The 21802-nt window shown below is 41.4% G+C and carries 19 protein-coding genes; 1 reads left to right on the top strand and 18 read right to left on the bottom strand.

Features of this window, described 5'->3' with window-relative positions:
• Nucleotides 1–85: 85 nt before the first annotated feature.
• The 13 genes from G589_RS0111925 to G589_RS0111865 form a co-directional block, all read right to left on the bottom strand.
• Nucleotides 86–994, bottom strand: coding sequence for a hypothetical protein (locus tag G589_RS0111925; protein ID WP_026522308.1), 909 nt, complete (start codon nt 992–994; stop codon nt 86–88).
• Entirely contained in the window at nt 987–1913 is a 927-nt protein-coding gene (locus tag G589_RS0111920; protein WP_026522307.1) for a PP2C family serine/threonine-protein phosphatase, read from the bottom strand. The genes G589_RS0111925 and G589_RS0111920 overlap by 8 nt, the downstream gene beginning before the upstream one ends.
• Nucleotides 1914–1925: 12 nt before the next feature.
• Nucleotides 1926–2615, bottom strand: coding sequence for a vWA domain-containing protein (locus G589_RS0111915; protein WP_026522306.1), 690 nt, complete (start codon nt 2613–2615; stop codon nt 1926–1928).
• 2 nt (nt 2616–2617) lie between these two features.
• The gene (locus tag G589_RS19825) at nt 2618–3964 is read right to left on the bottom strand and encodes a serine/threonine protein kinase (RefSeq protein WP_029232603.1); all 1347 of its coding nucleotides are present in this window, start codon (nt 3962–3964) and stop codon (nt 2618–2620) included.
• Between the two features lie 95 nt (nt 3965–4059).
• Nucleotides 4060–4716: a hypothetical protein gene (locus G589_RS0111905; protein ID WP_026522305.1), complete on the bottom strand. Its 657-nt coding sequence runs from the start codon at nt 4714–4716 to the stop codon at nt 4060–4062.
• A gap of 14 nt (nt 4717–4730) precedes the next feature.
• The gene (locus G589_RS0111900) at nt 4731–5909 is read right to left on the bottom strand and encodes a replication initiation protein (RefSeq protein ID WP_026522304.1); all 1179 of its coding nucleotides are present in this window, start codon (nt 5907–5909) and stop codon (nt 4731–4733) included.
• Between the two features lie 113 nt (nt 5910–6022).
• Nucleotides 6023–6484: a hypothetical protein gene (locus G589_RS0111895; protein WP_026522303.1), complete on the bottom strand. Its 462-nt coding sequence runs from the start codon at nt 6482–6484 to the stop codon at nt 6023–6025.
• Nucleotides 6485–6633: 149 nt separating this feature from the next.
• On the bottom strand, nt 6634–7629 hold the full coding sequence (locus tag G589_RS0111890) for an ATP-binding protein (RefSeq protein WP_026522302.1): 996 nt from the start codon (nt 7627–7629) through the stop codon (nt 6634–6636).
• A gap of 26 nt (nt 7630–7655) precedes the next feature.
• Nucleotides 7656–9005: a replicative DNA helicase gene (gene dnaB, locus G589_RS0111885; protein WP_026522301.1), complete on the bottom strand. Its 1350-nt coding sequence runs from the start codon at nt 9003–9005 to the stop codon at nt 7656–7658.
• A 24-nt stretch (nt 9006–9029) separates the two neighbouring features.
• The gene (locus G589_RS0111880; protein ID WP_026522300.1) at nt 9030–9548 is read right to left on the bottom strand and encodes a DnaA ATPase domain-containing protein; all 519 of its coding nucleotides are present in this window, start codon (nt 9546–9548) and stop codon (nt 9030–9032) included.
• A 2-nt stretch (nt 9549–9550) separates the two neighbouring features.
• The gene (gene dnaA / locus G589_RS0111875; RefSeq protein WP_026522299.1) at nt 9551–10939 is read right to left on the bottom strand and encodes a chromosomal replication initiator protein DnaA; all 1389 of its coding nucleotides are present in this window, start codon (nt 10937–10939) and stop codon (nt 9551–9553) included.
• 17 nt (nt 10940–10956) lie between these two features.
• Nucleotides 10957–15417, bottom strand: a complete 4461-nt coding sequence (locus G589_RS0111870; protein WP_026522298.1) for a PolC-type DNA polymerase III — start codon at nt 15415–15417, stop codon at nt 10957–10959.
• Complete coding sequence (locus G589_RS0111865) at nt 15414–15698, bottom strand: hypothetical protein (protein ID WP_026522297.1); 285 nt, start codon at nt 15696–15698, stop codon at nt 15414–15416. Before G589_RS0111865 ends, G589_RS0111870 begins: the two co-directional genes overlap by 4 nt.
• Nucleotides 15699–15922: 224 nt before the next feature.
• On the opposite strand from G589_RS0111865, the gene G589_RS21250 reads away from it, so the two are divergent.
• Nucleotides 15923–16420 (top strand): SLOG family protein, encoded by a 498-nt coding sequence (locus G589_RS21250; protein ID WP_051192352.1) that lies wholly within the window; start codon nt 15923–15925, stop codon nt 16418–16420.
• Between the two features lie 48 nt (nt 16421–16468).
• Here the strand turns inward: G589_RS21250 and G589_RS0111855 are convergent, their stop codons facing one another.
• The 5 genes from G589_RS0111855 to G589_RS0111835 all read right to left on the bottom strand — a co-directional run bounded on the left by G589_RS0111855 (nt 16469) and on the right by G589_RS0111835 (nt 21579).
• Complete coding sequence (locus G589_RS0111855; RefSeq protein WP_081669032.1) at nt 16469–17089, bottom strand: HTH domain-containing protein; 621 nt, start codon at nt 17087–17089, stop codon at nt 16469–16471.
• A gap of 68 nt (nt 17090–17157) precedes the next feature.
• A complete protein-coding gene (locus G589_RS21245; RefSeq protein WP_051192351.1) occupies nt 17158–19458 on the bottom strand; it encodes an MBL fold metallo-hydrolase in 2301 nt (766 codons plus the stop codon).
• Nucleotides 19451–20260, bottom strand: coding sequence for a metallophosphoesterase (locus tag G589_RS0111845; protein ID WP_081669031.1), 810 nt, complete (start codon nt 20258–20260; stop codon nt 19451–19453). The genes G589_RS21245 and G589_RS0111845 overlap by 8 nt, the downstream gene beginning before the upstream one ends.
• A 178-nt stretch (nt 20261–20438) precedes the next feature.
• The gene (locus G589_RS0111840; RefSeq protein WP_026522294.1) at nt 20439–20915 is read right to left on the bottom strand and encodes a hypothetical protein; all 477 of its coding nucleotides are present in this window, start codon (nt 20913–20915) and stop codon (nt 20439–20441) included.
• A 16-nt stretch (nt 20916–20931) separates the two neighbouring features.
• Nucleotides 20932–21579 (bottom strand): hypothetical protein, encoded by a 648-nt coding sequence (locus G589_RS0111835; protein ID WP_026522293.1) that lies wholly within the window; start codon nt 21577–21579, stop codon nt 20932–20934.
• Nucleotides 21580–21802 lie beyond the last annotated feature (223 nt).

The following is a 21802-nucleotide window of genomic DNA, read 5'->3' as shown; positions in this document are numbered from 1 at the left end:
GTCCTCCTTTCTTGAAATTCATTTTAGAATCATGAAAAATCTTTGTTTGTTGTTTCTGTTATTACACTATCATATATATCGGACATTATATGTCCATGTCAAGATTTTTATTATTTTTTTTGCTTTTCCCCATAATACGTTCATAGCAAATAATCCAAAAATAGGCGATGGATCTAGCAACTTCCATTCCTACACCATACTCATACACCAGGATTGAAATATACCTATTGGCTATCCCCTCTATGTCTTTGCGGATTTCCAGGTCTTCATTTATGCCTTCATCTATCAGTATCCTGATTATGTTTTTTTCTAATCGTTTTTCAGGCATTACATCAAGAATAACTGCCTTGATTCTTTTATCACTGCTCCACAGACATGAATCCGACAGAAATACTCCGGTTACCCTATCAATCAACGTACTCATGCCAGGAAAATCACCCAAATATCGTGATTCCAAGCTGCTTTTTCGAGAAACAAGCTTTAAAGAGTCCACACTCCTGGTTCCCGCAAGCACCTCTGCATAATATTTGAGATTATTGTTGGAATCTGCTCCAAAATACTCATTCCCCGCAACAAGATAGTCGTCTATATATTTCAGTACAGCAATTTCATGCTCACACAGTTTGGCAGCATCTTTTCTATCTTGCCCATCTGACTTTCTGCCGCATTTTTCACAGAACGCATCAACTATACCGTAAGTTATAAGCTTCACCTGTACAGTCTCCATCGACATCTTCCCACGAACATGAGCATTTGCTACCAGAATCAGCTTATCTTCAAAATCCTTACTCTTTGGATCCAAGACCGTACGATGAGCGTGATAGATGGTATCGATACTTACGATCCGCTCATTGTAAAGCTTTATCGCCTTATTAAGTCGTGATTTTGGAATCATTATTCCGGAAAATCTGGTATACAGTTCATTATTCTTCTTTTGCCGACTAGAGAATATTGTGCTAATCAGTCTTAATTCAGCATCATTTTTCCTAGGCATTCAGGTATTTCCTTGTGAAAAGTCTGAGATAATCCTTTATATTTGGCTTATAATACAGCATTGCAATCGAAACATCATCACCACAACCGCCATCGCTTATTTCTCTAAGCCAACCAGTCCTATTATCTCCTAATCCATCACATAGCCGTTTGAAACCTTTATTCTTTGCAAAATAAAAATACTCAAAGCATGTGTCCAAAAAAGCTTTATCATCTGTATATGAATTACTAAATCCATCCGTGGTTAGAATTATCATGAACGGATTTTTTTCCGTTTTACCAAAATTCAAGATCTTTAACTTCGTGTGATCAGTGTAATCTTCCTCTGCCAGGGAATGTGTTTCAACGCCTAATAGATTATCGCTTTCTGTCAGATGAACAGCCCCTTTTCTGTCCACATACACCGCATCACCGTCTCCAATTTGAAATATCATAGTATTATCATTGTCCTGTACTACCCCGATCAATGTAGTTCCATACAACAAATAATCAATCTCTTTATTGGAGTAGTTCATGTCCTCGGCTTTAACATGTGCCAGTTTAACAGATGTCCTCTTCATAGAAGAATTATCCGTTTCTCTTTGATTTGCTAAATGGAGTTCAATTACTCTCTTCTTCCACTCCCGCTTAACATTTACAACAAACTCCTGGCACAGAAGCTCATTTATCTGCATATGATTTAGTGTTTCAGAATCATTCTCCATAGCATCGCGAACCACTTTACAGAAAGCTGCAACAGCAAGTCTTGATCCATCATGGCTATATTTACACTTATCACTTCCATGACCATCCGCTACAGCGCAGACGGTCCAATCGCGCATATTCTTGTGCTTATCATACCAGGAGTAATCTTCACACACTTTCTTGACTCTGATGTGGCTTGATCCTTGAACCGTCTTGGCATATGTGTTTATCCCCATTGAATGCTCCTATCACCAAACAGAAACTGAGGCATCACCACTGGGAATGCCAGATATATCGATTGGCATATCACCACCATCAGTATCCGACGTAACAGCCATGCTGACTGGAGAAGATACTTGCTTAGCGACAGTGGAAGCCCATTTGATCATACTTGATAATTGCGCTGCATTCTCAGCCTTTAAAACAAGTTCTGGATTACATGTGAATTCCTCCAATATGGCTCTATCCACATCATTTCCAATTGCGATAGCAATTCTAACTGCTTTCTTTCCCCACGCAAGCTTTAATAGTCTATCCAGATTTGCTTTATACTCGTCTGTAGGATTACCATCAGAGAGCATAACAATTACAGGTGGAAGAGCTCTTTCTGGCATCGGAGGCATCTCCAGCTGATCGCATAGCAGCCCATATGCAGCTCCCATCGCAGTAAGACCTGCTGCATCCAATGGATCCCAATCAAAATCTTCAACGGGCGTAGGTGCAGGAGTTATCCAGGACGCACCATTATCAAACCTCAACGCTCTTACCAAAAGCTGCGCATTAGGATTTTCTTCAGCAGCTTGCCTCATACCCGGTATGGCATCCTTAATAGCGTAATTTGCGGCTGATATCTTGTCCCCTGACATTGATCCTGAGCAATCAACCATCCAAATAAAGTGTAAAGGTCTATTAGCCAACTCTCTTCCTGGTCGTTTCATTTTTATTGTTCCCCTTTCGTTCTAAATACTCCAGTTGCTTCTCCAAACAGTATTTTTGCATTGTGAGAAACTGTTGCAGACTTTCCTGGTTTTACTATTTGTTGTTCACCACTACTGTTTTCATATATCCAGTTTTGTGTGCTTTCATTTTTTAGTCCCCAGACATTCGAATAAGTTGGATGCCTTGTAATTCTTGCAACTGTCTTTTCCATGTTGTAATTTCTTTTAATATGGTGCTCTGATATCTTTGACTCAGAATTCAACAGTATTGTCATATCACCAATTTCAAGCTTGGCTGGAACACATAAAGAGTTCCCACAAAACCAGCACGTATGAGCCGCATGCGACTTTTCTATCAGTGGATTGTAAAACACTTCCGCCCCACAATTCTGGCAAGTGATCATCTCATCCATCATTTTGATGATTGCATTCTGCCATTCAATTTCCTGCACTCGCTTTTTGGGTGAATGTAAACCGTCTGTAAAGGTCCTGACAAACAAATCCTTAAAATAATCCGGATACAAATTCCAAAAAATAATGGCATTGTCATCAATGCCTTTAACTGGTCTATTGCTCTTATCTACAGGATCAAAAATAAACACTGGATTCTTGCCATAAATCTGAACTTTTGCCGCCAGATCATAGCATCTTATCTTATTGACAAGCTCCCCTTGGAATGGATCTGCAATCATAAAAAGATAAAACAATAACACCGCAAGCGAATGTAAATCAGTGACTGTTGATGGGCGCTCTGACGTATGATTTTCACATGCCATTACCAATTCGGGTGCCATAAACCCTATAGTTCCCATTGCCAGTGATTGCTTCATGCCATCTATAGTCACATTATCGTTGTCACATATCAGAACATCACCTGTCTCAGCGTCAAAAAAAACATTGCCGAAATTTATATCGCAATAACTATATCCGCTCGCATGGAGCTTTCTGTAATTTGCCACGAGATTATATCCAATCTTGCAGATTGTCATAAATGACGGCTCCGCTTTTCTTGACAGTAAAGCCGGAATGCTTAAATACCCTGGCGGCCTTAATAGCATGACATATCCGAACTCATCCCCATGCTCAATTAGGTCAATTGGCCACAAAAAGGCCTCAGACGGTTTTGCTCTTCTGATCAGGTTTTCTATGATTTCTTTCTGTTCAGGTCTTCCCTGCGTTCCTGTTTTATACCACTTGAGGGCATATTTTTCTCCCTCGCAAGAAGCCTCGTAAACGCAACCTTGACCACCCTCGCCAATCAATCTTTGTATTGAATACTTGTTTCCGCTCCTTGCGGAGAATTCACTCCCTGCAGAGAACTCACTATTTGATTTATCCTTCCTTTTCATAAGACTTTTCCTATTCACTTTTCTTTTTCATTCAACATATTACAAAAGAGATAGGACAAAGATTGTCTACACCTGTAAATTATTTAGGATTTGCCTTATGTTTGAAGAAAAGTTTTTAATTCCAACACTCCAACGTTATGGATATTCTCCTTAATGAATAACTCCAGTTCTACCTCTGGCGTAAAAAGCTCGCTTACATTACTCTTACTGAAGAACATCTTAAATGGATCCATTTCTTCAGAGGAAGCATCATCAATCTCATAAGCTTCCATGAGATTCTCAATTGCACTTATCAAGTGCCCAATCTTGCCTTCTACCTGAACGTGTTCGCCCTCTGACAGTTCCTCAAAGATGTATTCCAGACACATATTCTGTATTTCGGATCTCTTATTTCGTCTTATCAGGTCATTATATTTCCCGGTTACAAACTGCCTGGCCGCCTCATACTTGGAACCTGCATCAACCAAAAAGAAATTGGCATCCTCAAAATCATCACTTAAATACGACATATCGATATACTGATCAAACAGGTTCTGCCCCTCAAAATCCAGCCAAAATGTCATATATTTCTTAGTCTTACTCTTTCCATTAACCTCATTCATCATAGTGTCAAACTCTTTTGACACCTGTATGAATTTCTTAGATAGCTCATTACGATTTGAGTCAGCAGCTCTTTCTGCTAAGACAGGCATTCCTGCAAAAAGTCCTGTGCTATATGCATTATGTTTTTTCTTTTTTGCTTTACTACTCATGATTCACCTCGTTCTTAGTTATCTACCAATAGTCTTTCCATCTCATCAAAATCGATGTTGTCTCTTTGCATAATATTGTTAAATGAATTCTTCTTTGGGAAAAATGGCTTCTTTTCCTGATTGTAGTATTCCTTCTTAATGCAATCCTTCATAAAGGCTATTGCGTTATCAATAGGATTGCTATAGTTCAGCATATAGTTGTATGCTTTTCGAATCCTCTCAGCGTCATACTCCGCGGCATCTGCTATCTCCCGAATCTCTCTGAGCCTGAAGTTCTCATGCATCAGGTCATATAACTCGTCCAAAAGATCATCAGTCAATGTAGCTTTCTGCTCTACAGGTTCTTCCACAAGATCTTTTCTGGCAATGAAGAACCTCACTCCGGTGGCTCTTTTGCCGCTCTTCATAGGCTCATAGTCCATTTGGATGCAGGTTTTCTCGTTAAGTTCTTCTTTTGCCTTACTCAGGACATTCCTGTTAAAAACCTTATACTCCTTGTATTTGTTATTGGCCTTATCCCCCATGGAGTCTACAATTTCCCCAATTCTTTCGTAGTTGGGGTATTCTTTCTCGAGCTCTGCTTTGATCTCCTTATTTCCACCGGTAGTTATTATTCCAAGTTCCAGCTTTAGTTCCACCAGCGAATACTCCAGGACACATTCGTTAATATTCTTCTTTAAGGCTTTCTGATAATCATAGGCCGACTTGAAAATCTCATACATTCTCAAGGAATATACACTCTTGAGGCTGAGCGTCTCCGCAAGGCTTAGTGTCGTGTAGCCTTTCTTCAAATTCGTGATCTTATCAGTAAGGTAGTTGTTATACCTTAGAGTAAGAACACCCTTTTCAAAAATTGCATCAGTCACAACCTGGTGTGCTTCTATCTTCCCGTTTTCCTTGTCCTTGAAGAGTAATTGCCATTGGAAAATAGTAGAGCCTTTGATCTGCTGGTCACAAAGTTCTTCAATATGCTGATACAGAGACCCAGAGGTTGAATTAAACAGCTTTCTAAGCTGCGTCCCCTGTATTGTTGCCACAACGTTGTTGGTCTCATCTATATGCATGTTAAGCATTCCAACAGCAAAGAGCTTCTGGCTGAGAGCAGTACCTATGCCCATCGCATTAATAAGTTCATTTGACTTCTTATAGTCCTTGCTCCTAACTATAAGCTCGTTACGTTCTTCTGTTTTCATACTTCACCTCTCCCAACAATTCAAAATGTATACATCCCCTTAGAGTATAAAAAACAGAGTGGACATATTTTGACCACTCTGCGCATTTTTACAATATTCTTATGATTTTTCACTCAACCGATAGCTTCAATCGCCTCAGCCTTCTTACCAAGTAGCCTTTTTTCAACATCCTTGGCATTATCATCATCAAAAGCTGTGCTCTTCGCCAGATCTATAAGAGCCTCAAATGTTGTATCTATGAGCTCTTCTACAGTTGGTGCAACGTTATACTCATCCACAGCGTTTTCTATGAATTCTTCATCATCTACTTCAAAAAAATAGTCATCCGGATCGTACTCGATATCATAGCCACCAAATATCCTTCGAAGGCTCTCTTTCCTGGTCTCTTCTGCTTCAGCAAGCTGCATTTTCTTATTAGATGTAAAGCTAACCATCCAGTCGCAAAAAGCTCCTTCTCCTTCAAGGAAGATTACTGAAAACCTCAGTCCCTTCAGTACTGAATCGCTAAATTTCTCCATTAAATTCCAATCATTCATAAAATCGGCAAACTTCTGAAAATCATAGTTACTGTCCATGACAAATACCTCCTAATACATCAACTATACTACCTGGCATTTTATCCTGGCAATCCTACCCCAAGGTGGGGTAACATCTTCATTTGTGATTATCCAAAGCACTGGAATATCCATGGTTTCTGCCTCTTCCGGGTACGTCGCATACCATATCAGTCAGTATTACTACGCTTACTTTCCAAGTCTTTTTGGGCAAGTTTCTTTTCCTTACGGATATCCGGTCCTGAAAGCTTGAGTATCTTATAATTCCCAGTGATCCTAGAAAAAATCCTGTCAGAATAAATACTCTGCAGCCCCTCAAGAGAGTAGTTTGTAGTAATGATTGTTGATTTCTTGCGATTTTTCCGCTCCTCAAGCAGGGAAAACAGTTCTCTGCTCACGAAATTGCCCGTTATCTCTGTCCCAAGGTCATCAATAACAAGGAGGTCGCAGTCGTAAAGGTCATCGTATACCGCCCTTAACCAGGCCTTGTTTTTGAAATCAAATGCATATTCCGAAATAAGCTCAAATAAGCCAATGGCGCCAAAGTAAATAACTGAGTTTCCTCTCTTTAAAAGCTCATCTGCAATGCAAATGGTCATAAAGCTTTTGCCCGTACCAACAGGGCCATATATGAAAAGGTTCTGATAGTCAGTGTTAAAGGAAGAAATAAACTCTTCCGCAACCTTTCTTAAGCCTCTGAATCTATCAAGATCCTCGCCCTTGTAATACGAATCAGTCATATTTGCAAAATTGCATTCCTGGGTCAGTGATCGAAGATTTGACTTGTCATATAAAGTCTCGATTATTTTCTGCTTAAAACAATGGCATTTTTCATTCCCTATGTATCCTGTATCCTTACAATCCTTGCACTTGTATTCGAAGTCCAGGTAGTCTGCTGTATAGCCAGAGTTTTTTAAAAGCTCCGCCTTTTGAGCGGCTAAAGCTTTTAATTTTGAATCCAAAAGGTTTTTATCCAATTTCTCTCCAGCTATAATTCGTCTTCCAAACTCCACACTGGCAGTAGATGTCTGTTCATCAAGCTCCTTATATCCGGGGACATTATCATATATTTCTTGCAGCTTTTCCTCCCGCTCGCGTCTATGGCGAATGCGCAAATCTTCATATTGCTGCATAATACTGTTGTATTGGTTGTTAGTAAGTGGCATGTTATCTCCTTTGCGAAACTGATAAACTATTTTCTCTCCATTGCAAGATTTGCAAACCTCGTATACTCTGGTTGCCATGCCAGCTTTACCGTTCCTGTAGGGCCGCTTCTCTGCTTCGCGATAATAATCTGGGCAACGTTCTTTTCTTCACAGTCGTGATCATAGACATCTTCCCTATGAATAAACATCACCATATCAGCATCCTGCTCAATAGATCCTGATTCTCTAAGGTCAGACAGCATCGGGATATGATCCGTTCTCTTCTCTGTATCACGATTCAGCTGCGAAAGAGCAATAATCGGTATTTCAAGCTCTCTGGCAAGCGCTTTTAGCGATTTGGAAATTTCTGCAACCTCCTCCTGCCTTGAAGATGGGCCATTTCTACCCTGCTTATATTTCACAAGCTGCAAATAGTCGATAAAGACAGCGTCCAATCCGGACTCTGCTTTGAATTTTCTACACTTTGCCTGAATATCCTGAAGAGTGATTATAGGGGCATCATCTATAATGAGCTTTGACTTACTTATAACACCGGCACTATCAACAACACTGCTCCATTCTCCATCAGACATGTTTCCGCTTTTAATATTTTCTGAACTAACACGGGAATCCATCGCAATAAGCCTGTTGACCAGCTGGACTCTTGGCATCTCTAAAGAAAAAATCGCAACGCATCTGTTATCATGTAGCGCCATATACTCTGCCATGTTTAAGGCAAAAGCAGTCTTTCCCATGGCAGGACGAGCAGCTATAAGCACCAAATCCGCTGAATGAAAACCGGTGGTCTTATAATCCAGATCAGTAAAGCCCGTAGCAACACCGGTAACATGCCCCTGCATTTTACTTGCCTTTTCCATAAGGTTAAGTGCATCCATGACAATCTGATCAATAGGAACAACCTCTCCTGCACTTCTCTTCTGCGTTACCTCTAGTACTGTTTTCTCAGCATCGTTTAAAACGCCAATCACATTATCAGATTCTGTATAGCACGCATTCTCAGCATCATTACATGCCTTAATCAACTTACGTAGCATAGACTTATTTTTTACGATGTTGGCGTAATACTTTACATTGGCTGATGTCGGTACTTTTTCTACCAGCCCTGCGATAAACTCGCCACTGCAAACCTCAGGAGAAACATTCTTTTCTCTGAGTCGATTTTGCAGAGTAACCGGATCAACAGCGCTTTCCTCATTCTCTAGCTTTACCATCGTAGAGAACATCGCTCCCAGCTGTCTGTAATAGAAATCCTCTTCAATCAATATTTCAGCAGCTGTTTTGATCGCTCCTCTGTCAAGTATCATTGCCCCAATTACAGATTGCTCTGCTTCCAGATTATTCGGCGGAACCCGCCGCAACATACTTTCTTCCTTCATTGCTTTCCTCCCTCGTTTATTTTTTTAGTTCCTTATCCCTATTGCCAGTCCCATCTCGAGCTTTCCTCTGAACAGTTTATCCATCCCCCCCAGGCCAGCGGGCCTCCTGTCTGCTGAAAAGACTATCTGTTTCCCTTGTAAATAAAGGGAATCAAAGGTATTTATGAGTTCATTTAGGACCACGCGTCTTTCCATAAAATAATCAATGTCATCCACCAATAGCACATCTACATTTCGGTACTTTTCGCGGAACAGCTTGATTCCTAGCCCATATTGGTTTGAGGATATTGCGCTTAACAGGTCGTTATCAAAATCTTCACCTCTTACATATAGGACATCCAAAAGAGGCTTTTTCTCGCGAAGGTCTCGCTCCATTGCCTTTAACAGATGTGTCTTGCCGTCATATCTCTTTCCATAAAGGTAAAGAGGATTGAATCTGCCACCAGGTGAATCAGCGACTTCTTTTGCCGCCTCATATGCAAACTTATTTCTTCTGTCTATGTCAAAGTTTTCAAATGTATACACTCTGTTTCTCGCATACATGACTACTCCTTCTTGTTGAGGTTCAGCTTCATACAGATAACATCTATCTTTTGGTTGATATCCTCATCTGTGGAAAGCATGTCGGTTATCCTCTCAATACTGTTCTTTACTGTTGAGTGATCTCTTCCGCCCAACTCTTTTCCTATGCCAGCGAGCGTTGTATCCGTATATTCCCTGATTAAATACATTGCAAGCTGCCTTGGAAGAACAACATCATTACTCCTCTTTTTGGACTTAAGAAGATCAACACTCACGTTATACTGCTCTGCTACAGTGCTTATGATGACTGACGGAGGGATATTTCTTGCTCTTCCAACCTCGATATCATCCCGGAGAGCGAGCTTTGCCTCTTCTTCTCCAATGTGCTCCAGCTTATTAAGCCTTGAATAAGCAACAACCTTTGTGTAAGCACCTTCAAGCTCCCTGACATTAGAAACAACCCCGTTTGCTATATACTCAAAAACGCTGTCATCAATATCCAGAATCTTTCCCTCGTGGAGCTTTCTCAGAATCGCCATTCTAGTCTCGTAGTCGGGCTTTTGGATATCTGAAGTTAATCCCATCTCGAAGCGCGATCTGAATCTTTCATCCAGCGCCTCTATCTCTTTTGGATGGCGATCTGAAGAAAGAACTATCTGCTTACCATCCTGATACAGGGTGTTAAAGGTATGGAAAAACTCGAGCTGCGTAGCCTTCTTACCGATTATGAACTGAACGTCATCAATCAACAGTACATCTACCGTCCTGTATTTTTCATGCAGTTCATCTACCTGCCCTGTCCTGATGTACTCAATAACCTCATTGGTGAAATCCTCAGAAGTAACATATAAGACTTTCTGCTCAGGCGCCGTTCTACAGATGTAATTACCTATGGCTTGAAGAAGATGTGTCTTACCAAGCCCCGGTCCTCCATATAAAAACAGCGGATTGTATATAGCCCCTGGGTCTTCAGCTACAGCCACAGCAGCGCTATAAGCAAACCTGTTGCTACCTCCAACAACGAAGCTTTCAAAGGTAAACTTGGGCTTCAGGCTCGCCCTTAGCTGTGCCAGTTTCTCTTCAGACATCTTTTCTTCGTTTCTCGCTGTTACTTCTTCAGCGTCAAACGTGAATTCCACTGACAATTCATCTATCAGGCCGTCCAGCTCCGCAGCAGCAGCCATAGCTTCAACAAAAAAGCTGTAAAACCTGTTTTTAACATAGTCCATTGCCATGGCATTGTTCTGCGGAAGAAGTACATAAGCCACGCCATCTGTATATCGCAAAAACTCCAATGGCTCTATCCACGTGCCATAGGATATATTGGTGAGACAGCACTCCTTTCGAACTATCTGCTTAATTTCGTCCCACTTTTCCTCTATTCGATTGCTTATTGAAACATCATCAGTCATGGTCTTCTCCTAACTTCCTATTTCCCCATCAGATCAAAGATGCTGAGCTGACTCGATTCCGGAAGATCCCCAAACATACCAAGGCGATGCATAGTATCCATGACAACCTGTGGGCACTTGGTTCTTGCCTTAAAGTCATCCCTTGATGTAAATGGACCGTTCTTCGCAGCCTCAACTATCTGATCTGCAGCCTTTTCACCAAGCTTGTCGATACTCTTAAGGCTCGGCATAATCTTTTTTCCGAATACTTTAAAAGACCTGGAATCAGCCCTATAGATATCGATAGGCTCTACTTCAATACCTCTTTCATACATTTCCTCTGCCAGCCTCATAGCAGCAAGTTCATCCTCCTCAGCGGCAGTCATTTCATCCCCTTTTTCCCTGTACTCGGCCATATGTCGCCTCAAGGTCGTAAGCCCCTGGAACATCCTCTCGTAATTTATTGCCTTCGCTCTTATTGAAAACCATGCGGCATAAAATGCTTCCGGCATATAAACCTTGAAATAAGCGATTCTCCAGGCCATCATTACGTAGGCTGCAGCATGAGCCTTGGGGAACATGTACTGGATCTTCTGGCAGGACTCGATGTACCACTCAGGGACACCGTGATCCAGCATGTCTTTCTTCCAATCCTCCCAGTTGTTCTCCTTACCTGCAGCAACTTTTCCTTTACGCACAGCCTCCATGATCTTGAAGGACTCTGACTTATCAAGTCCCATATGGATCAGATAGACCATGATATCGTCTCTACAACAAATGCAGGAGCTAAGAGTTGCTGTACCAGCTTCTATAAGGTCTTTCGCATTGCCCAACCATACATCAGTACCATGAGAAAGACCTGAAATCCTTATAAGATCGGAAAAGGACTGAGGCGCAGCATCAATAACCATGTTCATGGCAAAGTCTGTTCCAAACTCAGGAAGCCCCAAACAGCCAAGCTTGGTACCGCTTATCTGCTTTGGAGTAATACCCAACGCCTCTGTATTCATAAAAAGAGACATTACCTTCTCATCGTCAAGCGGCACCTCCTGCGGATCTCGTCCTGTGCAATCATTTAAGAACCTGATCATCGTTGGATCATCATGTCCAAGAATATCTAGCTTCAGCAGGTTATGATCTATCGAGTGGTAGTCAAAATGTGTAGTGATTATAGGCGTATGCACATCATTAGCCGGGTGCTGAATTGGTGTAAAACTGTGTATGTTCTCACCTACCGGAAGGACAATAATGCCTCCCGGATGCTGACCGGTTCCACGACGTACTCCAATACATCCCTGGGCGATACGCTCCACCTCTGCATTCCTCTTTGTGATATTCTCCAGCTCGAAATACTTCTTTACATATCCGTAGGCAGTTTTGTCCGCAACAGATGCTATAGTTCCGGCTCTGAAGGTCTGGCCTTCTCCAAAGATAACTTCCGTGTACTTATGGGCTTTGGCCTGGTATTCACCGGAAAAGTTAAGGTCGATATCAGGCTCTTTGTCTCCCTTAAAGCCCAGGAATGTCTCAAATGGAATGTCAAAGCCATCCTTCTTCATCTTGGTACCGCACTTCGGACACATCTTATCAGGCATGTCACAACCTGAGTTTCCTGAGTACTTCAGAACGTCCTCACTGTCAAAGTCACTGTATTTACAGTTGGGGCATAGATAGTGCGGCGGCAGAGAGTTAACCTCTGTGATTCCAGCTGCAAAGGCCACAAAAGATGACCCTACTGATCCTCTGGATCCAACGAGATATCCATCTTCCAAGGATTTCCATACGAGCTTCTGAGCAATAATGTAAAGAACCGCATAGCCGTTGCCTATAATGGACTTAAGCTCTTTTTCCAGTCTCTCTTCAACTATTGGCGGAAGCTGCTCGCCATAGATTTCGTGAATCTTTTCGTAGCATATCTTCCTGAGGGTCTCATCAGAGTTCTCGATAACAGGCGGACATTTATCGGGCCTTACAGGAGCTATATTTTTACATCTATTAGCAATTCTATTAGAATTTTCTATTACAACCTCTCTGGCCTTTTCATCTCCGAGATACTCAAACTCCTTAAGCATCTCCTCTGTAGTCCGAAGATACAAAGGCGCAGGCTCCTCGTCATCCATACCCTTTATCTTCATGATGACTCGCCTGTATATCTCATCCTCCGGATTTAAGAAATGTACGTCACAAGTTGCGACAACGGGCTTGTTATACTTTTCTCCAAGCGCAACAATCTCGCGGTTTATATCTCTAAGATCTTCCTCTGAGGTAATCCCTTCGAATTTCTCGCTGCCAATCATGAAACGGTTATTGGCAATCGGCTGAATCTCAAGGTAATCGTAAAATTCTACTATCTTGGCAATCTCATCCTCTGGTTTTCCTCCAAGAACCGCTTCATACACCTCTCCTGCGCAGCATGCGGATCCAATGATCAGTTCCTCCCTGTGCTTCATGATCTCGCTCTTTGGCATACGCGGTTTTCCATGGAAATAATCCAGGTGAGATTTGCTGATAAGGGTATACAGGTTAGTCCTTCCGATAACGTCAGTCGCCAATAGAATTACGTGATGAGACGGCAGTCTCTTTATGGCCTCTGGGCTAAGCTCCTCCAATTCTTTTAGTTTCTCCAGGTCAAAGATTTCTCTTTCAAAGAGCTTCTGCTCAAACTTTTCATATATCTGCGCAGTGCACTCAGCATCAGCTATTGCTCTGTGGTGGTGCTCATTTACAACTTCAAGCTTTTTACACACAGCATCAAGATTGTGTCTTGCCTGCTCCGGATAAAAAGCTCTGGAAAGGCCCATAGTATCTATACAAGTGAACTCTTTCTCAATCCCAAGTCGCTTACAGTTTTCCTTAATAAAACCGATATCAAAAGAAACATTGTGGCCTACAAGAACGCAGTCTCCGCAAAAATCCAAGAACTTTGGCAAAGCCTGCTCTATTGTAGGTTCACCAATAACCATGTCATCTGTAATGCTGGTAAGCCTGGTTGTGTAGGGCGGTATCGGAATCTTGGGATCAACAAACTGCGAAAAGCGCCCGATCACTGTTCCTTCTTTTATCTTCACCGCCCCAATCTCGATTATCTTGCCCTTTACAGGAGACAATCCTATGGTTTCGAGATCAAATACGACCAGGGTACTGCCCTTCAACTGCTGTCCCTTGTTGTTAAGAACTATCTTGAAAAAGTCATCAACAAGGTAGCCTTCAACTCCTAGAATCATCTTGAACTGGTCAATATCAGAATCCTTATGCTTGTCCTTATATTTCTGAATGTAGTGATATCCTTCTGTCAGTCCCTGAACAACACCGTGGTCTGTTATGGCTATACCAGGCATCCCCCATGCATATGCCTGAGCTATGATATCTCCTGCGCTTGATACACCATCCATGTCGCTCATTTTTGTATGGCAGTGTAGTTCAACTCTCTTTTCCGCAGAGTTATCTACTCTTTTCTCTGTGAAATCAGGAATCGTCTTTATGCCGGTAATGCTCTGCATAGACACTTCATGATCGAACTTATCCATCAGTGCCATTCCCTTAATCTTAAGGAAGGCTCCAGGATAAATCTTTTTCTCAAGCTCAGGCACAGCTTCAGCCGCCACAAAGATTTTGACCTTTATGCTGTCAGTAAAATCCGATACGACAAACATAAGAATCGCACGTTCATTCTGCTTATATGGCTTGCATTCATAGCTTAGAACCTTGCCTCGAATAGTTACCTCATCTCCATCGCCGAGGATATTCTCAATCGCAGTAGCCTCATCCTCAAAGTTCTTTCCATATATAACGTTGGGATCATCAGGAAGCTTGGATCTGACAAAGGACCCGTTCTTATAAGAACCCTTCCCATTTCCAAAGCCCTTTCCTTTGGCCTTGGAGTCTTTCTTTTCCTTGGGTTCAGCCTCCGGCTTTTCTTTATCTGTCGCTTCCACTGCCTTAACGGCCCTCACAACTACTTCTTCTGAGTAGTTGGCTTTGGTTTTTTCCTCTGAAGGCTCTTTATACTCAACACTCACAGAAGCTCCCAATCCACAACGCTCGTTAAATATCTTTTCAAAGACGCGGGCTATATCCTGAGCTTTCTTCCTGGCAATGACAGTATCTTCAAGGTAAATGACAACCTTATAATCCTCGCCAAACCAGAAGTCAGCCTTCCTAACCAGCGTGTATTCTATGGGGTCATAAGCCTTGAGCTCAACAAAGATACTGTCACGATACAGTTCAAACAAATACTCTGGAGTATACTGTGAGGACAGGTTGTACTTCTCGTAAATCTTTACTGTAACGGACAGCCCGGAAAAGAGCTGATCTTTTATTTCTTTTTCTACCTTATATATCTCTGGTTTCTCGATCAGAATGCTGCTGGAGATATAAATACGAATAAAATCCTGCTTTCTGGTTGATGAGATCTTATCTATGACGACATCTTTAAAGATGTCTTTTGTAGATGCATCCAACGCAAGCGTTGGAAATGCCTGCAGAAAAGGCTTATTCATGAATCATTTTCCCCCTCAACATCAATCTCCTGTATTTCAAAACCATCCTCGGAACACGAAATAACAAGCTTATCAAACACCAGGTATTCCCCAGGCCTTATCCCACTGACATATCTGGAGAGTTTTTCCAGATTAAGATCTGTAGACGCACACTGAGCAACCATATCGTCCACATCAGCGTACTGCCCGGGCTTAAGATTTTTCATATATTCCGAGAGCTTATCGAGATCAAATTCAATCTCTTCAGGATTCCATTTTCTCTTGTCCTTCTTTCTACCCATAACCCCTCCAAGCCGCATAAATACGGCATTCTTCCGCAAAACAAAGGGTGATAAAACCCATTGTTTAGTATAGAAAATGAGGTGGACAACTTCTGACCACTCACATTCATTACTGTTGTTATTTTTTGGTTCACTTATAGAACCTCGGTTTTATCATACTTGGCGGCATGAACAAATTTTTTCACATAGTGTTTGATACCCTTCTCATGACAAGGAGGGACCTGATGATGAAAGAAATAGATGTAAAGCATGCTTGTTCATTTACCGGTCATAGACCGGAACGCCTAAATCAATACAGTGAAAAGGAGGTTGTCAATTGGCTTGACCAGCAGATAGATGCCGCGGTTGAGAATGGATATACCGATTTTATTAGCGGTATGCAAAGAGGAGTTGATATCTGGGCGGCAGAGATAGTCCTAAAGAAGAAAAAAGAGCACGAGAATATAAGGCTCTTTGCCGCATGTGCGTTCCCTGGAATGGAAAGGCAATGGGAAAGCAGCTGGATTGAAAGGTATAATGATATTTTCAAACTGGCAGATGACCATGTATTTGTTAGAAACAATCCCGGAAGAGCGGCTTTCTATGCCAGAAACGAGTGGATGGTCGACCATTCGTCAAGAGTGATAGCTGTATACACAGGAGCTCCCGGCGGTACCCTTGATACAATAAAGTATGCTGAGGCCAATGGGCGAGACGTGATTCAAATTTGTAAGAAGGGTTAAGCGATGATGAGGATGCAGCTATTGCTGCATCCTCATCACTTAATCATATCAATCTTCCCACACGCCTTCTGTGAAAAACGACTCACAAGCCCCTAGCTTCCAGCCTTTATGGGACATATCATAGTCTATCCACTCACCGGCTACGCGTAGTGTCTCAATATAACGCTGGACTGTCCTGGGTGATAGCTCCAAGGCATCAGCGAGTTGTCTTGTTGTAATATAGGGTCTGTTCTTGATTTCTTTTAGGATGAATAAAGCATTTGCTAAGTTAGAGCTAAAGTTCTCGTTCTTCTTGGTCTTCTTATAAGCTCCAAGTAGAACATATTTAAGGTTCTGCGCCAGCGATTCATAGGAATCATACTCCTGCACCTGCCGTTTCAGCTCTGAATTCAGATCTGCATTACCAATCACTACAAGAGTCTCGGGGAATGGTGATATCTCAGTAAAGAACTCTTCAAAAGAGCCTTTGTCTATCTCAGACATCTCATCCCAGACAACAATCGCCACCATCTGTGGCATTGCAATGATATCTGTAAAACAATCCACCTTCATAACTTCGCAGCTTCCAGTTGGGACATTCTTTTCGACCTCTTTTACCTGGTCATCGGTCAGCCCAAAACACTGGATCAGTCTGGCCCAGTTTTTGCTTAACCCGTTAATGGTCATCATATCTGCTTCCTCAATTCTGTATCGTTTTACTTAGATTATCATTGCCCGGCGACAACAGGGTTAGTAAGTTACTTTAATGAAGTGTTAAACTTTACATCTTCAGATCCAATATCTACTAATTCCATATAATGCAGTTCCAAGTAGTCTGTTGTTCCGTTTTCATTCTCCAAATTAATTCTATGTCCTAAAAAGCTTGGTTTTGTTACTCCCTCTGGCATAGCTACGACACAGTCAATAGTAAAACCATATCTTTTCTGATTCTGCATTCCAAAAAGGTTCCTCCAATACTCTCCAGCATCTGAATGAATGAGTTTCCACAAAAAAACTGCATACGAAATAGCCTGATTCATAGCAATATCAAAAGACTCATTAGCTTTATTTTCATCTTTGACTTCTATAACCACCAACCTACTTTCTCCCGGCTTTACCACCCTTCTACACAGCAGATCGATTTCTCCACCAGTCTTTGAATATACCGTTACTTCTTTTTTATCACTTGCTCTAAGGGCAGTCTTCATATGAATTCTTGTTCCAGCATACGATATTGGTGTAATATGGCATAGTTGTTTGTCTTTTGAACTCTTTTTCCCCAATTCAGAAAACAATGCGCTCTCAACCAAGTGCTCTTTTTGCCTAGGTTTTCCATCGCAATACTTTTTAAAATACTCACGGAATCGCTTTGCTTCTTCACTTTCACTCCAGTTTTTGTCATTTATTGGCCCTAAATCATAGCCAAAATCCCGCTTATTATTTTTGCATTGATCATCAGACACAGTAAGGACCACATCATTATCTTTTAGTGTAATCGTGCCCACACTCTGTCCCAAATAACGAATGTCAAAACTATTGTTATTGTCTTTTACTTTTCCAATAGTTAAGTAATAATGTAGACCACCGATTTCGTTAAATTTACCTCGCTGTTCAGAGAAAAAGTCTCTATGCTTTAACATCCTTAAAGCATAATTTTTATACTGATCAACCCATTGAGCATTACTGTCAAGCTCCAACTTTACATGTTCAACTGTTTCTTGGTATTCATTCATTAGCCTCTTATCCATGCCCATCTCCAATAATAAACTATCAGTAGCTGTAACGACTTTCTCAGTATATTCCCCTATATCCAGTTTGTTAAAATCTTCCGGTTTCTCAGTGTGTATCGGAATAATATATTTCTGCGGCTTAACTGTCAGTATCATCTCACGTATGGTGTCAGCAGTTGCATGGCCACTTGTATGAAGGTATTCCCTTCTTCTTGGATTCCACCCATTGTACAGAGCGCCAAGCTCTTCATCATAAGCATCAGATTCTTCGTCAACATAGCCTTTCCACATGGAATAAATAAGCAGCGGATCCTGCGCTTTAAAGTAATCCATCCGATACTTATAGGCCTCCGAAGCACCGATAAGCATAAGGAAACCATTCTCTTTCATGAATTCTGGTTGCGTCATCTTGAGCTTAGGATTGTACTTATTCATACTCTCAAACTTATATGTCTTCCAAAACTTAAAGGCTTTATCTTCTTCTCCAGCAGTCTCTCTGTATAAAAGAATCTGCTCATAGACATAATAATTAACGTAAAAAGCCCTCCCCAGATACATCGCAGCATTAGCAAATGAAGCAAGACTTTCAACGTTAGTAGACGAGCAAATCAAAAATGCCCATTTGTTCTCTGGCTTCTTCAGTACATCTAGTGCTTGTTTTTGAAGTTCCTCCTCAGTAAGAACCTCTTCCCCAAGCCTGCTCATCATTGTGCCTTCTGTGATAAGCGCATCTACTACTTTTCCTGCCAATACGTTTTCAAGTCTGGAAAAAAAGTCTTTTCCCAATCGTCCATGAGTTCTATAATCGCCGGTATGTACAATTGTTTTTCCTTCTGCTTCTATAATGAACATAAACGCATCATACGCAGAGTGATCAACGTGTAGCGGGGTAACCTTTATATCTTTTGCCTCGCCAATGAATACCGGAACACCATCTTCTAAATCTACATTCCTATCTAAGTCAGACAGTATTTTCAGATAATCCTCGTGTTCCGCTGCAACTTCTGGAAACTGGGTGAGTGTCTTATGTATATTGAAAAGCACCTTCCGAGATACTTTGCCCATGGCTAATTTAATTACTTTGCCATCTACATCGGTCCTAGGTATCTGCTGTAACAGCCCAATATGATCACCGTGATTATGAGTAAAGAGAACCGCATCACATTTCGCATGCTGCATCATTTCCACCATCTCAGCATCTGTTGAATCCGCTGGATCAGCATTAAGCTCAGAGCCAAAGTCCACGAAGATATGAGTGTTTTCAGTGTATATTTCAGTTATGCTTCCACCTATCTGATGTGTCCCGCGATGTATCTTGATCTTAAGCATAAAACTCTTCTCCAGTCTCAAGGCAAATACATGCCAGTCTTCCATCTTCAAAGCCACAACCACAGTCTAAAAGAATCAGGTTATTCTTTTCATTTCTCCATATAGATGTTCTGCCATGTTCAGAATATGATCCGCCATGCATACTTCCAATAAGAGATGTCTCTGTATGACCGCAGATTGAAGTAAAACCTGGCACTCCGTCTTTATAATACATATCCTCATCCACTCGAATAGTGTCATCCATTCCCATTAGATAAAACTTTTCGTCACGAACATCTTCAGGAGCAGAGGTCCTTGCATGTGCCAAAAGATGGGTTCGCCCATCTGCGTGCAGCTCAATCTGCGCTGGGAAAGTATCTATAAATTCTGCAAGTCTCATAATATCGACATCGGTAAGTCTTTCCCTCAGCAGCTCAAACGTATTATATGGATACTCTCTCATCTTTCTGCGCTTACGCTCTGATAATGAATAGAACTCTTTAATATAATTAGCCAGCCATTTGTCATGATTGCCCATCAAAACCGTGGCTTGCTCCCCAAGCTTAAGCACATTGAAGTACACACCTACTGGATCTGGATGCGAATTGCATCTATCAAACAAATCTCCCAAGAAGTAAACGTGGTCCTCTGGATTAACAGATATCATTTTCAGAATCTTATTTAGTTTTTCGTTATCATTATGGACATCTCCAATTACGTAATTCATCTTGCGCCGCTCTTTTGTCGAGCCCATCACTACTTTTTCTTTAGCGTACTTATCTGCCCAAGGGTTATATCCTGGTTCTCTTTGCACATTAATCATACTATTTTTTCGTCCCTTCCCATTCTAAAAAAACGATTAAAAAACACATTCTCTTTCTGGGGTAGAGACATTATAAAAGACGTGATGGACAAAATCTGTCCCTCCACGTCTTTCCACATGTATTACATTGTTCTCGTACCTGAAATAGGTGTGAAATCGCCATTCCGTACTTCAGTTACTACCACCACAGATCAAAAAACCACTCAGAAAACAATGAAAATGCCTTGTTTTTAATATCTTCTCTCTGCTTTTCCTTCTCCTCATCACCAAAGAACGGATGAGTCGTGGCTACTTTATCTTCATATGAGTAAACCTCATCAAAAAGCCTGATCATTTCTGATAAGATCTCATTCCATCGTCTAAATGCCAACTTACCATTTGGATCTTCATCTTCAGGCACAGTCATGTATTCATAGACTCTCTCGGGATAATCTAAATGCGAATCTTTTAAATGTTTAAGCATGGCTGGAACAGTCTTCAAAAACCAAGTGTCCATTTCCCAGATATCAGCCTCGCAAAAGCCATACTTGACACGTTGATAAGCATGTTTAGAATTTTTTATCCATCGCTTCACCTTGTTCGTAGGTTTTTCATGAAGCCTTTGATACCGGGTTGTTTCTTCAAAGCAGGAATTTCCCCGTTTGATTTTACTCATATCCAGGTCCTCTTCTTCAGCCTCTATTCCCATAGGCAATAAGCCAAGAGGCCACGTCACCATTTCTTAAGGTTCTATCATAATGAAACTGATCCAAACTAATAAGCATTTCCTCAAAGCCACGTTCAAACATCAGGTCCTCAGGATCAATGATATCCATTAGCGGATATACCATACTGACGCACTTTTCCAAGTCACCCGCAGCCTCAACCCAGCCAACACGCTTATCCCGCAGATATGAAAGATGCTCATACAGGGCTCTACTTACATCGTCCTTAAGATTAATGTTGGCCTGCCTGTCTTTTTCATCCTTAGCAACAATTCTCCTCGCCAAAAATGTCATCTTATTTCCATGCCCGTCCTCTTCATAGAACGCGGAGATTGCATAAACCTTTCTTGGTTCAAAGCCACTTTCAGATGATTCCATCTCTCCATAATACGAAATGTACCAGGAGTAACCACCATATATGAAAAGATCTATATCCAATGGTGTCAGGTTTCCATCTAAAATTTCAGGAGTACCCGGGACAATCTTAAACAGCGGGTCCGAAACCTTGTACACACCTTCATCCAGAACAAAGTGCTCTCCTAAAACTGCTCTTAGAGACAGATTCTCTAATGGACAGGTAATAAATTTGTCTTTTGATTTGATTAGTTTCCTCATATATCCATGTCTCCTAAGCATTAGTATAGAATGCTTGTCGGACAAATGCTGTCCATGCAGTAATGAGAATTGGCATGTATAACCGAACTTCCATGCCACCTCCACGGAGGAGGAAGTTTTTGGCACATAGGCAGTGAAGTTGTAAATACTGAAGGGGTTTGTTGAACAATAAACCATACATGATAACAAATAACAGAATAATCATTGTCACTAACATTTGAAC

It is taken from the genome of Butyrivibrio sp. VCB2001 (assembly GCF_000423965.1).
Lineage (GTDB): Bacteria > Bacillota > Clostridia > Lachnospirales > Lachnospiraceae > Butyrivibrio.
Note: the sequence above shows the minus strand (reverse complement) of the source record. Positions and strands in the feature narration are given on the sequence as shown.

Excerpts from the sequence above, each read along its gene's own strand:
- G589_RS0111890 (WP_026522302.1), bottom strand. The coding sequence starts at position 7,629 with ATGCCACTTACTAACAACCAATACAACAGTATTATGCAGCAATATGAA.
- G589_RS0111915 (WP_026522306.1), bottom strand. The coding sequence starts at position 2,615 with ATGAAACGACCAGGAAGAGAGTTGGCTAATAGACCTTTACACTTTATT.
- G589_RS21250 (WP_051192352.1), top strand. The coding sequence starts at position 15,923 with ATGATGAAAGAAATAGATGTAAAGCATGCTTGTTCATTTACCGGTCAT.
- dnaB (WP_026522301.1), bottom strand. The coding sequence starts at position 9,005 with ATGAAGGAAGAAAGTATGTTGCGGCGGGTTCCGCCGAATAATCTGGAA.
- G589_RS21245 (WP_051192351.1), bottom strand. The coding sequence starts at position 19,458 with ATGCTTAAGATCAAGATACATCGCGGGACACATCAGATAGGTGGAAGC.
- G589_RS0111900 (WP_026522304.1), bottom strand. The coding sequence starts at position 5,909 with ATGAAAACAGAAGAACGTAACGAGCTTATAGTTAGGAGCAAGGACTAT.
- G589_RS0111840 (WP_026522294.1), bottom strand. The coding sequence starts at position 20,915 with ATGAGTAAAATCAAACGGGGAAATTCCTGCTTTGAAGAAACAACCCGG.
- G589_RS0111870 (WP_026522298.1), bottom strand. The coding sequence starts at position 15,417 with ATGAATAAGCCTTTTCTGCAGGCATTTCCAACGCTTGCGTTGGATGCA.
- dnaA (WP_026522299.1), bottom strand. The coding sequence starts at position 10,939 with ATGACTGATGATGTTTCAATAAGCAATCGAATAGAGGAAAAGTGGGAC.
- G589_RS0111895 (WP_026522303.1), bottom strand. The coding sequence starts at position 6,484 with ATGGACAGTAACTATGATTTTCAGAAGTTTGCCGATTTTATGAATGAT.
- G589_RS0111845 (WP_081669031.1), bottom strand. The coding sequence starts at position 20,260 with ATGATTAATGTGCAAAGAGAACCAGGATATAACCCTTGGGCAGATAAG.
- G589_RS19825 (WP_029232603.1), bottom strand. The coding sequence starts at position 3,964 with ATGAAAAGGAAGGATAAATCAAATAGTGAGTTCTCTGCAGGGAGTGAA.
- G589_RS0111925 (WP_026522308.1), bottom strand. The coding sequence starts at position 994 with ATGCCTAGGAAAAATGATGCTGAATTAAGACTGATTAGCACAATATTC.
- G589_RS0111880 (WP_026522300.1), bottom strand. The coding sequence starts at position 9,548 with ATGTATGCGAGAAACAGAGTGTATACATTTGAAAACTTTGACATAGAC.
- G589_RS0111920 (WP_026522307.1), bottom strand. The coding sequence starts at position 1,913 with ATGGGGATAAACACATATGCCAAGACGGTTCAAGGATCAAGCCACATC.
- G589_RS0111835 (WP_026522293.1), bottom strand. The coding sequence starts at position 21,579 with ATGAGGAAACTAATCAAATCAAAAGACAAATTTATTACCTGTCCATTA.
- G589_RS0111865 (WP_026522297.1), bottom strand. The coding sequence starts at position 15,698 with ATGGGTAGAAAGAAGGACAAGAGAAAATGGAATCCTGAAGAGATTGAA.
- G589_RS0111855 (WP_081669032.1), bottom strand. The coding sequence starts at position 17,089 with ATGATGACCATTAACGGGTTAAGCAAAAACTGGGCCAGACTGATCCAG.
- G589_RS0111905 (WP_026522305.1), bottom strand. The coding sequence starts at position 4,716 with ATGAGTAGTAAAGCAAAAAAGAAAAAACATAATGCATATAGCACAGGA.